The 14,723-nt window shown below is 29.5% G+C and carries 15 protein-coding genes and 1 tRNA gene; 3 read left to right on the forward strand and 13 right to left on the reverse strand.

The genetic code is table 11. The features are described from left to right. Nucleotides 1-140: 140 nt before the first annotated feature. From AALI31_RS06720 to AALI31_RS06740, 5 genes are all read right to left on the reverse strand, one after another. On the reverse strand, nucleotides 141-1,388 hold the full coding sequence (locus AALI31_RS06720) for a D-alanyl-D-alanine carboxypeptidase family protein (protein ID WP_489885770.1): 1,248 nt from the start codon (nucleotides 1,386-1,388) through the stop codon (nucleotides 141-143). Between the two features lie 35 nt (nucleotides 1,389-1,423). Beyond that, nucleotides 1,424-2,188, reverse strand: a complete 765-nt coding sequence (locus AALI31_RS06725) for a polysaccharide deacetylase family protein (RefSeq protein WP_489885771.1) — start codon at nucleotides 2,186-2,188, stop codon at nucleotides 1,424-1,426. A 94-nt stretch (nucleotides 2,189-2,282) separates the two neighbouring features. Further along, complete coding sequence (locus tag AALI31_RS06730; RefSeq protein ID WP_489885772.1) at nucleotides 2,283-2,753, reverse strand: hypothetical protein; 471 nt, start codon at nucleotides 2,751-2,753, stop codon at nucleotides 2,283-2,285. Nucleotides 2,754-3,175: 422 nt separating this feature from the next. Next, the gene (locus tag AALI31_RS06735) at nucleotides 3,176-3,790 is read right to left on the reverse strand and encodes an NUDIX hydrolase N-terminal domain-containing protein (protein WP_489885773.1); all 615 of its coding nucleotides are present in this window, start codon (nucleotides 3,788-3,790) and stop codon (nucleotides 3,176-3,178) included. 107 nt (nucleotides 3,791-3,897) lie between these two features. After that, nucleotides 3,898-3,973 (reverse strand) — tRNA-Trp (locus AALI31_RS06740). A 102-nt stretch (nucleotides 3,974-4,075) separates the two neighbouring features. Between AALI31_RS06740 and tsaE the strand changes: the two genes are divergently transcribed. From tsaE to rimI, 3 genes are read left to right on the forward strand one after another with little or no spacing between them, the layout of a single operon-like run. Further along, nucleotides 4,076-4,552, forward strand: a complete 477-nt coding sequence (gene tsaE, locus AALI31_RS06745; RefSeq protein ID WP_489885774.1) for a tRNA (adenosine(37)-N6)-threonylcarbamoyltransferase complex ATPase subunit type 1 TsaE — start codon at nucleotides 4,076-4,078, stop codon at nucleotides 4,550-4,552. Between the two features lie 4 nt (nucleotides 4,553-4,556). Further along, entirely contained in the window at nucleotides 4,557-5,264 is a 708-nt protein-coding gene (gene tsaB / locus AALI31_RS06750) for a tRNA (adenosine(37)-N6)-threonylcarbamoyltransferase complex dimerization subunit type 1 TsaB (protein ID WP_489885775.1), read from the forward strand. Then, nucleotides 5,248-5,688 (forward strand): ribosomal protein S18-alanine N-acetyltransferase, encoded by a 441-nt coding sequence (rimI, locus tag AALI31_RS06755; RefSeq protein WP_489885776.1) that lies wholly within the window; start codon nucleotides 5,248-5,250, stop codon nucleotides 5,686-5,688. The genes tsaB and rimI overlap by 17 nt, the downstream gene beginning before the upstream one ends. Before the next feature lie 9 nt (nucleotides 5,689-5,697). Here rimI and AALI31_RS06760 read toward each other — a convergent pair whose 3' ends face one another. The 8 genes from AALI31_RS06760 to AALI31_RS06795 all read right to left on the reverse strand — a co-directional run bounded on the left by AALI31_RS06760 (nucleotide 5,698) and on the right by AALI31_RS06795 (nucleotide 14,710). After that, nucleotides 5,698-6,270: an ECF transporter S component gene (locus tag AALI31_RS06760; protein ID WP_489885777.1), complete on the reverse strand. Its 573-nt coding sequence runs from the start codon at nucleotides 6,268-6,270 to the stop codon at nucleotides 5,698-5,700. A gap of 24 nt (nucleotides 6,271-6,294) precedes the next feature. After that, complete coding sequence (locus AALI31_RS06765; RefSeq protein ID WP_489885778.1) at nucleotides 6,295-8,448, reverse strand: Tex family protein; 2,154 nt, start codon at nucleotides 8,446-8,448, stop codon at nucleotides 6,295-6,297. Between the two features lie 27 nt (nucleotides 8,449-8,475). Continuing rightward, the gene (gene prfB, locus AALI31_RS06770) at nucleotides 8,476-9,558 is read right to left on the reverse strand and encodes a peptide chain release factor 2 (protein ID WP_489885853.1); all 1,083 of its coding nucleotides are present in this window, start codon (nucleotides 9,556-9,558) and stop codon (nucleotides 8,476-8,478) included. Nucleotides 9,559-9,638: 80 nt separating this feature from the next. Beyond that, nucleotides 9,639-12,146, reverse strand: a complete 2,508-nt coding sequence (gene secA, locus AALI31_RS06775; protein WP_489885779.1) for a preprotein translocase subunit SecA — start codon at nucleotides 12,144-12,146, stop codon at nucleotides 9,639-9,641. A gap of 205 nt (nucleotides 12,147-12,351) precedes the next feature. After that, nucleotides 12,352-12,891, reverse strand: a complete 540-nt coding sequence (hpf, locus tag AALI31_RS06780) for a ribosome hibernation-promoting factor, HPF/YfiA family (protein ID WP_489885854.1) — start codon at nucleotides 12,889-12,891, stop codon at nucleotides 12,352-12,354. 233 nt (nucleotides 12,892-13,124) lie between these two features. Further along, nucleotides 13,125-13,517: a ComF family protein gene (locus AALI31_RS06785; RefSeq protein ID WP_489885780.1), complete on the reverse strand. Its 393-nt coding sequence runs from the start codon at nucleotides 13,515-13,517 to the stop codon at nucleotides 13,125-13,127. 63 nt (nucleotides 13,518-13,580) lie between these two features. Continuing rightward, nucleotides 13,581-13,778, reverse strand: a complete 198-nt coding sequence (locus AALI31_RS06790) for a hypothetical protein (RefSeq protein WP_489885781.1) — start codon at nucleotides 13,776-13,778, stop codon at nucleotides 13,581-13,583. Next, nucleotides 13,751-14,710, reverse strand: coding sequence for a hypothetical protein (locus tag AALI31_RS06795; protein WP_489885782.1), 960 nt, complete (start codon nucleotides 14,708-14,710; stop codon nucleotides 13,751-13,753). Before AALI31_RS06795 ends, AALI31_RS06790 begins: the two co-directional genes overlap by 28 nt. Between the last annotated feature and the right edge of the window lie 13 nt (nucleotides 14,711-14,723).

A 14,723-nucleotide genomic window follows, 5' to 3' on the forward strand; every position in this document is an offset into this window, starting at 1 on the left:
TCCTTGATAAAAGCTAAAGTTGTAAGTATAAAATTAATACAAAAAATACCAAATTTATCAAATTTAATAATATATTAAATAAATTTATAATGCAATAAGTTAAAAAAAATAGTTGCCAATATAGCAACTATTTTGGTACTCTATCTCCAAATATTCTTACTTCTTTTACGTTTAGATATCTTTAAAAACACAAATACAACTGACAAAATTACAATCAAAACTCCAACTAATGTTAATACATATATGTATAAATTTTCAACTAATAAATCTGACATATTTGCTATAACTTCGTACGATTGTTCATAATCCAATATCTTTAAGTTCAAAGTCCCTATAGGAGTATTCCCATTTGTAAAAATATTTATATTTTGGTTTAACACTAGGCTAGTAGAAATATTATCCATATTATACTGATTATCATATATGTACACATCTTCTTTTAACATTATGGGTACTTCCTTTACCTTATTTGGACCAAAAAACCCAAAAAGCTTATATTCAAGTGGTGCTGTCATAAAATTCTCATCACCAGACCTATATAGTAAAGTCTTCTCTCGTGTGATAGAAGACTTTACTATATTCAACATATCATTAAAAACATATGAATCATCTGCATCATATACAGATTTCAACACGGTTCCTATGTACAGTCTCCCATCATTCTCAAATGCACCGACTAAGGTTCTTCCAGCCCTCGATGTATACCCCGTCTTACCACCTATCATTCCTTCAATACCAATTAACTTATTTGAATTCTCATAAACCACTAAAGACCCATCAGGTAAAGAAACAGTTGTATTCCTCGTACTCATAACTTCTCTTATCCATTCATACTTCAAAGCCTCTTTTAATAAAATAGCTAAATCATACGCTGTTGAATAATGGTCATCATTATCCAATCCTATAGCATTCTTAAAATTTGTATTATTCAACCCTAAATCTTTAAGCTTATTATTCATCACATCTTCGAAAGGGACATTTAAATTATGAGAAATGTTATCAGCCACAACTTGTGCCATATCATTGGCAGAGAATATAAGAATGGACTTCATTACAAAATCTGCACTTAACTCTTGACCAACTTCCATAGGATAGTAATTTAAATTAACCGAATATTCCGGAACCTCCTTTGCAGATTGTGTGAACTCTAAAATATCAGATGGATTTTTATGTTCAGCTAATAAAATAGCTGTAATCAGCTTAGTTATACTTGCAGGATACATTTTTTGATCAATATTTTTACCCAAAATAACTTCATTTGTTTCACCATCTATTACTACATAAGCTTCTCCGTAAACATGTGGATCTAAACTGCTACTTTCCTTGGCAATAACATTAGTTAAAATAAAACTTATTGATAAAATCAAACTCAAAAAAAACTTAGCCATACTCAAATCCCCCAAAATTTAAAACAATTAAAATTCTATCCCCTTTTATTTATTACATTTTTTCTCATAAAATAATCAAAATCTTTTTCTGTTATCTCTTCCAAAGTTTTAAACTTATATCCAAATTTTTTAGCCTTATGTATGATTAATCTTAATGAATCGACCGTATTTCTATTACCGTAACCATCATGTAATAAAACTATTGCCTTGGACGTATTAAGTAATTGATTAACTGTAGATTCATATATCTCATTTGCATCTTTGGAAGTAATTTCTGCATCAAGACCATATACATTCCACTCTATAAAATAATACCGATATTCTAAAAATTTTTCTCTAATTTCTTTCAAAACATCATTTCGTAGTAAATCATTATTAACTCCGCCTGGGAATCTCACAAAGTTAACAGGATCTTTATTTATAATACTTTTTATTTTATCTTTACAATTGTTTAAATCAATAAAATAGTCTTCAGCAGTTTTGTATATTTGTCTATAATTGTGAGTATCAGTATGTGGGAGTATACACATATGTGAATTTTCAAGCCTCTCTACTATATTTTTGTGAGTATCTATCTGCTTTCCTATCACAAAAAAAGTAGCCCTAACACCTTCCTCATTCAGAATATCTAATATATCAATTGTATTAGGACTAGGACCATCATCAAAAGTTAGATATATAACTTTTTCTTCAATGTAATTTAAATATTTCTGAGATTCAAAGATTTCCATTGAACTCACTATAATTGATTCAATGATTATACCATATATAGCCACCAATATTAAAATTTTTCTATGCATTTTATCTCCTTCCAATCATTTAAAGTTTTATTTAATTTTTCCTTTTTAAGCAAAGAATATTTAAAAAATAAAAAAACGCTTAAACTTAAGCGTCTCACTTTATTGTGACAAAGATCAATTCTCTATCATTATCAACAATCTTACTTGTATAAATACGAATATCATCTTTAAAATCAATAATTTCTTTAACGTTTTTATCTAAAAATTTATTTAAAATCTCTCTAAAGTACCTACCTGAAAGATTTATTTTCTTACTCTTCATTATATTTTTCAAAAATAAAATAAATCTATCTTTATCCTTTGCAGTACTCATATCTACATCAATAAATCCTGCTAAGGATTTAAATGTTTTATTATCAAATGATAAACTAAATCCGAACGAACTATGGTAAACATTAAATACTTCATCATCAACATAATATTTTAAATCTATATCTTTACAAATATCTGTTATTATATATCTATCATCCAATTTTCTTAATTTTTCAATATTAATAATTTCATCGATTAAGCTCCTATTTCCATTAGAATAAAACTTTTCATCGTTGTGATACTGTGAATTCAACTTAAACCCCTCCCACATAAGTGCTATATATGCTCCTATATTTCCAAAGTAAAATATATGCTTACCACAAAGATTTATTACATAATAATTTATTATGTATATTTTTAATTTTTTTAAACATTTTTAAAAAAATTATTATATAGAAAATCTTTTAAAAATGAATTTTTAACTCATTGTATAAAAATATTTTAACTTGGAATCAATAGAGTATATCCTCATGATTAGGAGTTGTTAATAAATGAAAATATGTTATTGTTGCAATAAATCTTATATGGATGGCAAAAATATATTTAATTTTAATTTATGCGAGACATGTTCTTACATATATTATCACTCAATGGAGATATTGAATGTTTCATACATATGAAAAGCAGAATTTATTCTCCCTTTTCATTTTCTTAAAATATATGACTAATAAAACATTAGTCAAATTCTGTATCCCATTTTTCAGAACTATATGCATTAAAACACATTTGAATTTGTTCTAATGTATTTCTATCGGTAGATAATTTTGGAAGGTTTTTCAAAGGAAAATATTTGCATTCCTCAGTCTCATTATTTTTTTGAAACTTTCCGCCAACAACAGAACATAAAATAAATATTTTACATACTCCATAAGCGTATTTGGGAAAATTATGCTTTGAACGATCCTGTATAGCAATAATTTTATCTGCAATAATATCAAATCCTGTCTCCTCTTTAACCTCTTTTATAATATTTTCCTTAATAGATAGATTAACATCAACCCATCCTCCAGGTAGAGACCACTTACCGTTATTTTCTTTAACAAGCAATATGGTATTATCTTTAAATATAGCCGCTCTAGTATCTAATTTAGGTGTTTGATAACCTTCCTCGTTACAAAATATAGATCTTACTTTTTCAAACGTTAATCCAGACACCTTGGACATAATTTCTGCAGATATCTCACGTATGCGCCTATACCTTTCTGTATCGTAAACGTCCTTTGCATACGTAATTCCTATTTGTGCAATACTCTGTAACTCAACAGCCCAATCAACTAAATACTGACTCATAAAAATCCTCCTTATCATTCCCAATTTTAAATAAATGCTATAAAATTTTATAAAATATTCTAAAAACAAGCAAAGCCTGCCTTTATATAAAGACAGACCTCAAACTTTGGCAGGGGCAACAGGACTTGAACCCGTAACCAACGGTTTTGGAGACCGCTACTCTACCAATTGAGCTATACCCCTAAATACTAGCTAAGTATAATATATTTTTTCGTGAAAATCAATGTTTAATTTTATAATTTAAAGTATAATTAAATTTATATTAATTTAAGACGAGGTGAACATTTGAAGTATACCGTAATCTCAGAAAACGTAAATAAAACAATCAAAATTGGAAATTTACTCGGAAGCGTATTGAATTCAAAAATATTAATTGGAATTGATGGTGATATGAGTTCTGGAAAAACTCATTTAGTTAAAGGAATTGGTAAAGGATTAAATATACATAATGAGATAAAGAGTCCAACTTTTAATTTAGTTAATGAATATAGCTGTCAAACTTTAAATTTATACCATTTCGATGTCTATAGAATAGATTCTGTAGAAGAAATGTTTTTAATAGGATTTGATGATTATTTAAAAGATAATGCAATTACAATTATTGAATGGTCATCTAAAATAAAAGATCTTCTTCCTCAAAATACCAATTACATAAAATTGAAAAATCTAAATGAAACTCAGAGAGAGATTCGATTTAATTTTTCACAAGATCAGGAAAGCATCTTAACAAAATTCATCGATAAAATAAACGAGGAGATTTAGAAAAATGATTCTTTTGACTTTAGATACAAATACTCCTATCATAAGTTGTTGTGTTACAAATAATGAAACATTACTTTCAGGAATTAGCATTTATAATATGAAAAATCATTCAATAAATTCTATAGATATCATTGACATGACACTAAAAAAATCAAATTTGAAATTAAAGGATATGGATGGATTTATAATATCAAAGGGTCCTGGTAGTTTTACAGGTCTAAGAATTGCATTTTCTATAATAAAGGCATTCTCATATTCATTAAATAAGCCTATGATATCCTTATCTTCTCTAGACTCATTATGTTTCAGAGAAAATTTTAATGGAATAACTTGTTCTATAATAGATGCTCTTAGAGATGAAGTCTATATAAACTCTTTCTCAAGCAAATCTTTAATACCAAACAATTCAAACGAAGGAAATATAATACACATAGATAACATTAAAGACTTTTTGATAAAAAAACATGGAAATGTGGAAGACATTCTGTTTACAGGAGATGATACAACTAAATTTGAAGAGAAAATCAAAAGTTATTTTAACAATCCATTCTTCAATAAAAAACCAATGACCTCATATGATTATGCATTGCTCGGAATTAAAAAATTTAAATTGAATATATTTGATGATTCCAAATTATCAAAACCATCTTATATAAGGGTTTCCCAAGCTCAGGAAACCTTACTTAAAAACAAAAATGGAAAAATTAATTAATATTTCGATACGTTGTTCAACAATCGAAGATCTGCACTCAATATACAATCTTAGCAATACTTATTTAAAAAACTCATGGAATATGAATTCATATATGGAAGATTTTAATAATGAGTATTCAAAATACTTTTCCTTAATTTATAAAAATAATTTAATTGGATTTTTAAGTGTTTGGGTAATATTGGATGAAATATCCGTAACAAATATAGTTATAGATAAAGCTTACAGAAGAAATGGATTTGGCAAAATGTTATTAAATCATTTATTTGATAAATTTAAAGGATATAAATTCTTCTTAGAGGTCAGAGAGTCAAACATAAAAGCCATAGAGCTATATAAAAGTTTTGATTTTATAGAAATTGGTAAGAGAATAAACTACTATAGAAATCCAACAGACAATGCCATAGTTATGAAAAAATTCTAGGTGACATTCCTAGAATTTATTTTTTTTAACTCTATAAAATATAACTACTGTTGGGATAAAAATTATAATAGATTTGACTATATTGTAAGGAATTATTGAAAAAATTAAATATTTCAATACAGTACCTCCCTCCCCAACAATACTGCTTAAATTAAGCCCTAAGACCTTTAGATACACTGGGAGTATTAAAAAATAATTTGATAAAACACCAACTACGACCAAAGTAAATGTCCCCAGTAGGTAAGATATTAAACACCTTGTCCTACCTTTCAATTTAAAAAAAACCTTACTAGCAACAAATATAAAGCTTGATCCTATTAAGAAATTTGCAAATTCCCCTATTCCATAAGTGAAACTCCCCATAGTTAGAATTATAAGAATATTTTTAATTGCCATAGCTCCAACCCCTAAAATCGGAGAAAAATACATAGCTATAAATAATACTGGAATATCAGATAAATCAAAATCTAAGAAACTAGGAAATATTGGAATTCCAATTCTAAAATACATTAAAATCACTGATACTGCTACCAATATGCCAATTTTCACTTTTGTACTAAACTCATAATTCCTAATACCCATATAAAGCACACTCCCTAAATATAATCAAATTTTCATTGTCAAAGAAATTCTATTCCTATCTGGATCAATATCAATTACCTTAACCTCAATAATATCATTTAATTTAACAATATCCAATGGATGTTTTACAAATCTGTGAGACATTTGGGATTTATGAACTAGCCCATCTTGATGCACACCTATATCGACAAATGCACCAAAATCTGAAATATTTCTAATAGTTCCTGTTAGAATCATTCCCTCTTTCAAATCTTGTATACTCAAAACCCCTTTCTTAAATATGGGTTTTGGTAAATCTTCTCTGGGATCTCTAGCTGGTTTCTTGAGCTCATTTATTATATCATTTAGTGTTATTTCTCCAATTCTTAACTTAGATAAAATATCTTGCTTATCAAAATGTTTAAGCTTTTCATCTAGATTACATATCCTCCCTCTAAATTTAAGCTCATCGACATCAAGATCCAAGATTTCTAAAAATTTCCTTGTTGCATCATAACTCTCAGGATGGACAGAAGTATTGTCAAGTCCATTATCTCCATCACTTATTCTCAGAAATCCAACACATTGTTCATAAACCTTGTTTCCTAATCTCTTTACCTTCAAAAGTTCACTTCTATTTTTAAATTTTCCATTTTCTTCTCTATACTTAACTATATTCTCTGCAATTGATGAATTTATGCCAGAAATATAAGATAAAATTGCAGGAGTTGCTATATTAAGATCAACGCCAACGGAATTCACACAATCCTCTATTACAATCCTTAAAGATTCTCCTAACTTCTTAGAGTTTATATCATGTTGATATTGCCCCACTCCTATTGATTTAGGATCAATTTTAACAAGTTCAACCAATGGATCTTGCAATCTCCTACCTATAGATATAGCCCCTCTCACTGTTACATCAAGATCAGGATACTCCTTACTGGCTAATTCAGAAGCAGAATATACAGAAGCTCCGGCCTCTGATACTATAACATAAGCCACATCAATATCCTTTTGATCCTTTACTTCTTTTATAACTTCGCTAACAATCTCTTCCGTTTCTCTACTAGCCGTACCATTTCCTAAGGATATCAGATCAACACCATACGTATATATTAAATCTTTTAAAATCTTCTTACTTTCATCCACTTTATTTAATGGTTGATTAGGATATATAGCGACAGAAGTTAAATATTTACCCATATCATCCAATACACAAACTTTACATCCAGTACGGAATCCTGGATCAATAGCCATAACAAACTTTCCTTTTATAGGCGGTTGCATCAACAATGCTTTCAAATTCTCTTTAAAGATTATTATAGAACTGTCTTCTGCAGCTTCAGTCAACTCTTTTCTTATTTCACGAATTACCGATGGTACTATCAATCTTTTTATCGAATCTTGAACACTATCATAAATGATTTTATTACAATCTTCATTTTCGTTTCTTATCTTTGAATATACGTAATTTAAAATAACATCAGAGTCATAATCAATTTTAACTTTTAAAATATTCTCTTTCTCACCTCTGTTTATAGCCAGAATCCTATGAGAAGGTATAGTTTTTAACTTTTCACTGTATTCATAATAAATTTCATATTGATTTCTTTCTTCATTGTCTCCATGTGTACACAAAACTCCGTTATCAAATATGTACGTTCGAATGAATTTCCTAAAATCGTAATCATCAGATACAATCTCAGCTATTATATCCTTAGCTCCATTTAAAACATCTTGTACATTACCAACTCCCAAATCCTCATTAATATATTTGTTACATTCAAGAAATACATTGTCACATACCCCAGATAGGACAATTTCTGCCAAAGGCTTAAGTCCCTTTTCCTCAGCTATGGTAGCACGAGTTCTCTTTTTAGGTTTAAATGGACGATATATATCCTCAACCTCTATTAACGTCTTACAATTTATAATTTCTTCTCTTAATTGTTCAGTTAACTTCCCTTGTTCATCAATGAGCCTAATGGTACTTTGTTTTCTATCCTCAAGATTCCTTAAATATTGAAGTCTTAACTCAAGTTCTCTTAAAACGATATCATCGAGAGATCCCGTCATTTCTTTTCTATAACGGGCTATAAAAGGGACTGTATTACCATCGTCTAGGAGATTTATTACATTTACCACATATTTCTCTTGTATAGAAAACTCTGTCGATAAAACTTTAAAGATATCCATTTAAAAATCCCTCCACAACTTTAATGCCTAATCATTCGAAAATTTTCTAATATATTTACCTATAAAAATATCAATCTTCCCATCCAATACTCCTAAAACATCAGATGTTTCTACATCTATTCGATGATCCTTAACCATTGAATAAGGATGAAGAACATACGACCTTATTTGACTGCCAAATCCTATATCCTTCAAATCACCCGTCAAATCTTCAAGTTTCTCTTTATGTGTTCTATCTTTTAGTTCTATTAGTTTTGATAAAAGCATTTTCATCGCAATCTCTTTATTAGAAGCTTGACTTCGTCCATTTTGACATTGTACAACTATTCCAGTTTTCAAATGTGTTATTCTGACAGCCGATTCCGTTTTATTAACATGTTGACCACCAGCACCGCTTGCTTTATATGTATCAATTTTCAAATCATTATCACTTATTTTTATTTCTTCTATATTTTCAATTTCGGGGAGAACCTCAACAGAAGCAAAAGATGTCTGACGCTTTCCATTTGCATTAAAAGGAGATATTCTAACTAATCTATGGATTCCTTTTTCTCCTTTTAAATACCCATAGGCATATTCACCAGATATTTTTATAGTAGCTCCTTTTATACCGGCCTCATCTCCAACAACCTCATCTATAACTTCTATGGAAAACTTATTTGCCTCACACCATCTCACATACATCCTAAAAAGCATTTCAGTCCAATCTTGAGCATCAACTCCACCCGCACCAGAACGCAAAGATAAAAAGACATTATTTTTGTCATATTCTCCATTTAGTAAAGTTTTTATATTAAACTTATCGAAAGAAGATTTGAATTTTGAGAAATCAGTTTCAAACGTGTCAGTATATTCTTCATCTTCCTCACACTTTATGAGTTCCAATAACTCTCCTAAATAATCAAACGTACTAAGTAAACTTTCAAATTCTTCAACCTTACTTTTACACAATTTAAAATTTTTTGATACGTAAGAACTCTCGGTAGAATTATTCCAAAATTCAGCATCCTCCATCATAATGTCATACTCTTCAATTTTCTTTTTCAGTAAATCTATGTCAAAGAGACCTCCTAATAATTTCAAAACTATCACTGATGTGCTTAAATTCATTCTTAAAATATTGATAATCAAGCATATTAAACTAATTCCCTCCTATTATAAAAGACTGCCTAAGAGAGCAGCCATACAATTTAAATATTTTTCCCACAGCAAGATTTATATTTTTTACCACTGCCGCAAGGACAAATATAATTCCTACCAATCTTAGCTTCCTTCTTAATAGTCTTTTCCTTTGAATTATTTGAAGACGAATTTGTTCCATATTCTCTCATGACTCTTTCCCTTTGAGGTGCTTTATCACTTCTAACATGCATTAAATATTTTATCGTATCCAATTTTATATTTCTGATCATATCTTCAAACATGGCACTTCCTTCATACTGATATGCTTGAATTGGATCTTGCTGTTTATAAGCTCTAAGACCTATCCCCTGTTTTAAATGATCCATATTATTTATATGATCCATCCATTTCAAATCCACAACACGTAAAAGTATAACACGCTCCACTTCTCTAAGTTGCTTTTCCCCAAACTCTTCTTCCTTACCCTTATATATTCTCTTAGCGATAGTAACATATTTATTTATTATTTCCTTATGGGTTAATTCTTTTAACATAGAAACATTAATAAGACCAACAGGAACATAAAGTAGCTCCATGTACTCAACCAATTTTTTTAAATCATCTTCGTCAGATTCAGAATCTAATTTTGATAAGTGTACATTTATCTCATATGACACAACATCTTCTATCATTGAACTTATTTGTTCTTTAAGATCTTCTCCACATAAAACACGAGAACGCTGAGAATATATTATCTCACGTTGCTTATTTATAACATCATCATACCCTATCAAAGACTTTCTTACATCAAAGTTATTTCCCTCAACATTTTTTTGTGCATTCTCTATGGCTTTCGACACGAACCTACTCTCAATAGCATCTTCATCTGAAAGTCCCAACCTATCGACAACTAATTTTAATCTATCTGAACCGAATATTCTCATCAAATCATCATCTAAACTTATATAAAATCTAGAACTTCCAGGGTCACCTTGCCTTCCAGCCCTTCCCTTCATTTGACCATCAACCCTGCGAGATTCGGCACGTTCCGTCCCTATTATCTTTAATCCGCCAACTTCGTTCACACCTTTACCTAACTTTATATCAGTACCTCTTCCTGCCATATTAGTTGCTACAGTTATCATTCCTGCTTGACCCGCTTGGGCTACAATTTCAGCCTCCTTCTCATGTGACTTAGCTGTTAAAAGTTGATGTTTCATTCCTTTTTTTCTCAAGTGATCTGACATCTCTTCTGCTTTAGAAATGCTTGGAGCAACAACTAAAACTGGCTGACCTTTTTTATTACTTTCCTCTACGTCCTTAATAATAGCTCTTATTTTACCACCCTCTGTTTTAAAAACTTTATCAGGGTGATCTTCTCTCTTCACAGGCTTGTTAGTAGGTATAACAACTATATCCAAATTATAAATTTCTCTAAATTCATTTTCCTCGGTTGCAGCAGTACCAGTCATTCCACTTAATTTTTTATACATTCTAAATAAATTTTGATAAGAAATAGTCGCTAAAGTCTTGGATTCTTTTTCGACCTTGACTCCTTCCTTAGCCTCAATGGCCTGATGCAATCCATCACCATAACGTCTTCCCTCCATAACACGCCCTGTATTGTCATCAATTATCTCTACCTTTCCATCTATAACAATATAATCCTTATCTCTCTTCATAGCATAATTAGCACGTAGAGATTGAGATACGTGATGCTGAATACTCATATTTTCTGGATCTGCATAATTATCAACCTTAAAAAACGCCTCAGCCTTTCTAACACCCTCATCAGTCAATATTACAGAGTTTGTTTTTTCATCTTTCTTATAATCATTTTCTTTTAAAGTTTTAGAAAAATAATCAGCAATCTTATAAAAATCTGTAGACTTATCAGCAGCTCCAGATATAATAAGAGGAGTTCTAGCATCGTCTATAAGTACAGAATCTATTTCGTCTATGATTACAAAATTAAGTCCTCTCTGCACCTTCTCTTCTTTAAAAATAACCATATTATCTCTTAAATAATCAAATCCGAATTCATTATTGGTACCATATGTAATATCACATGCATAGGCCTCTTGCCTTTGCTTAGATGTAATTCCATGAATTACCGGAGCTACACTAACACCCAAAAAGTCATAAATAGGCTTATTAATATCACAATCTCTTTGAGCTAAATAATCATTAACCGTTATTATGTGAACCCCCTCACCAGTAATGGAGTTTAGATACGCTGGCGGAGTGGAAACCAAAGTTTTTCCTTCACCGGTTTTCATTTCAGCGATACGACCCTGATGCAACACTATTCCACCTATTAATTGAACATCATAATGCCTTTTGCCTAATACCCTTCTCGATACTTCTCTGACAACTGCAAAAGCTTCTGGAAGTATCTTATCAAGAGATTCACCATTTTTATATCTGTCTTTAAATTCAGGAGTTTTAGATTTTAACTGTTCATCAGATAACTTTTGGACGTATGGCTCTAAAAAATTAATCTTTTTAATAATTTTATTAATTTGTTTTAATTCTCTATCGCTATATGTACCAAATACTTTAGCTAATAATCCCATTAGTCCTCATCCTCACAATTACACTTCAGTTATATTATCTTAATTTTATAAAAAATTAAACATACAATCTATATTTTAAAAATATTTTTATAAATTTATGCAATCTAAGAATTAATATAAATTTATAATCTTTAAATTTCACATTAATATTTTTATCTTAAATATAAATTAAGGTGTCCCTTTAATGAACACCTTAATCACTACATTAATATTCAGCCTCTATCACACCATAATTACCAGATCTACGCTTATACAAAACATTAACACCATCTGTTTCGGCATTTATGAAAACATAAAAATCATGACACATAAGTTCCATCTGTAAAACAGCCTCATCTATATACATAGGCTTTATAGGAAATCTCTTTATTTTGACAACTTTATCCTCATCAACTGAATCATCAACTTCTATATTATCGAACAATATGTGAGAATTCTTTGATTCCTTGCTATCATGATATCTTTTCAACAACTTAGTCTTCTGCTTCCTAATCTGCTTATAGATTTTATCAACAACCAAATCTATAGCCACATATAAATCAGAACTCCTCTCCTGAGCCCTTAGATACATACCATTAAACACTATAGCAACCTCTATTATCTGATCATTTTTTTCAACACTTAAGGTAACCTGGGCTTCTAACTCTTCCGAAAAATATTTATCTAATTTAGATAACTTCTTACATATACTATCCTCTAGTGCATCCGTAACCTGAATATTCCTTCCGTGAATAACTACCTTCATCATTAAGCCCCCCAATATCAAAATAAAGCTAGCTGACCTGGTCTTTTCCCCCACACTCGCCTGCTGGAGCTTTCGCTAATAAAATTAATCCCTCACTACTAACCCTCTCATTTTTAATGGCAGGACTTACTCTAAGCCGCACCATGATTACTAAAACTTGTTCTAGCTTACGTGGATCGTTTTGCCTGCGACTAGCATCGATTTTCAACCACAAACCTAGCCTCACACCTATTTTAAATTAAAGTTTTCGCAATTGTCAATACACTCACACGTGTTTTAGAACTACTTTTTTTAATGACTCTAACTACCTCATTTATGGTGCTGCAAGTGGTAACCACATCATCTACTATCAAGACTGACTTATTATTTAACCTATCTATGTGCTTTGAAGCAAAAAATTTACCATTAACATTAACCTTCCTATCTGCAACATTCATGTATTTTTGATCATGCTCTTTACCCTTACAGTAAACTGCATTTAAGAATGGAATTCCTAACCTTATTCCTAAAAATTTACACAAGAAATAGCTTTGATCAAATCCCTCTTTTTTAATCTTATTCCTATCTCTAGGAACATACGTTAAATAATCAAATTCCATATTATTTTTAACAATATAATTAAACAAAACACCCCCCAAATACTCTCCGCATTGAAAATTTTTATTAACTTTAAAATTATATATTATATTTTAAATGACACCACAATAATATGCTGCATAATTTACTTCAAAATCCTCAAAGCATTTTTTATCATGACTTTTATTAAAACTTATATTTTGGCTACATTCTTGACATAAATACCCATAACCTAAACTGCTTGAGCAGCTTACACAAACTGGCACACTTGGATACACCATGTCTAAGATTCTTTCAATCCAAATTCCCAAATCCTTTTGTTATAACTCCTCGAAATTCTTTTTGCCATAAGTATTTCCATGTTTTCATAATTAGATACAAATATAACTTCATTTTTACAATCTCTTAAAAAATCTGAAATCCCACATAAGCTTAATAAATTTTTGTAATTAAAAGCTCTATCAGATGCAAAAAACACTACAATATTGAAATTGTATACTTTACTAGAATTTTTCAATATAAATTGATAAAATTCATTCAAAAAATTAATAGATGTTACATATATGTAAGGTGTTAAATTGAGTCTATTCTCAAAGTGAGAAAAAGATTTAAAATCCATATCAATAAAAAGATTATTAAGTTTAGGAGATATAGATATATATTTTTTCATATAATTGTAAACATTCTTGCTTGAACTAATATCTTTTGTAATTAATATTACTTTAGATTTATTATCAAAAAACCATTCGAAGAACTTAAAAACAACATGTGGTATATCTTGGTTTAAATCAATTCTTGTTTGTATACTCCTAGGTTCTTTAAAACGAATCATATCATTATTTAGTGCATACACCTTACGAGCATTCACAAGTTCTTTCATACTCATAATTATTTTCTTTCTAGCAGATACTATATTTAAATAAGATATTATGAAATCATCATCAATTCTGGATATTCCTGTTATATCATCAAATATAACTAAATCAAATTTGAAACCTCTGTCAAAATAAGTAAATGGTTCAGAAAAAATCAAACCTCCTAAATTACAATCAAATAACTCCATTTTTTTCTTTATATAACCCTTATCATGAGTTATATATAAAATTTTACTCCCACGACGAAGCAATTCCATTAAAACTTCCATTATCAATTTCAAATCATAGAAAGGATGTGATATAAAATTCAAAAACTCATCTTTAGCATAGAAAAACCATCTGACAATACTATTGTAACTTAATTCCATATTTATATTACTT

The sequence above is a fragment of the Anisomitus miae (SeqCode) genome (assembly GCF_054906395.1).

Bases quoted from the DNA above. Each gene is read 5' to 3' on its own strand.
- AALI31_RS06720 (WP_489885770.1), bottom strand. From the start codon at position 1,388: ATGGCTAAGTTTTTTTTGAGTTTGATTTTATCAATAAGTTTTATTTTA.
- AALI31_RS06725 (WP_489885771.1), bottom strand. From the start codon at position 2,188: ATGCATAGAAAAATTTTAATATTGGTGGCTATATATGGTATAATCATT.
- AALI31_RS06735 (WP_489885773.1), bottom strand. From the start codon at position 3,790: ATGAGTCAGTATTTAGTTGATTGGGCTGTTGAGTTACAGAGTATTGCA.
- tsaB (WP_489885775.1), top strand. From the start codon at position 4,557: ATGATTCTTTTGACTTTAGATACAAATACTCCTATCATAAGTTGTTGT.
- rimI (WP_489885776.1), top strand. From the start codon at position 5,248: ATGGAAAAATTAATTAATATTTCGATACGTTGTTCAACAATCGAAGAT.
- AALI31_RS06760 (WP_489885777.1), bottom strand. From the start codon at position 6,270: ATGGGTATTAGGAATTATGAGTTTAGTACAAAAGTGAAAATTGGCATA.
- AALI31_RS06765 (WP_489885778.1), bottom strand. From the start codon at position 8,448: ATGGATATCTTTAAAGTTTTATCGACAGAGTTTTCTATACAAGAGAAA.
- prfB (WP_489885853.1), bottom strand. From the start codon at position 9,558: ATGAATTTAAGCACATCAGTGATAGTTTTGAAATTATTAGGAGGTCTC.
- secA (WP_489885779.1), bottom strand. From the start codon at position 12,146: ATGGGATTATTAGCTAAAGTATTTGGTACATATAGCGATAGAGAATTA.
- hpf (WP_489885854.1), bottom strand. From the start codon at position 12,891: ATGAAGGTAGTTATTCACGGAAGGAATATTCAGGTTACGGATGCACTA.
- AALI31_RS06795 (WP_489885782.1), bottom strand. From the start codon at position 14,710: ATGGAATTAAGTTACAATAGTATTGTCAGATGGTTTTTCTATGCTAAA.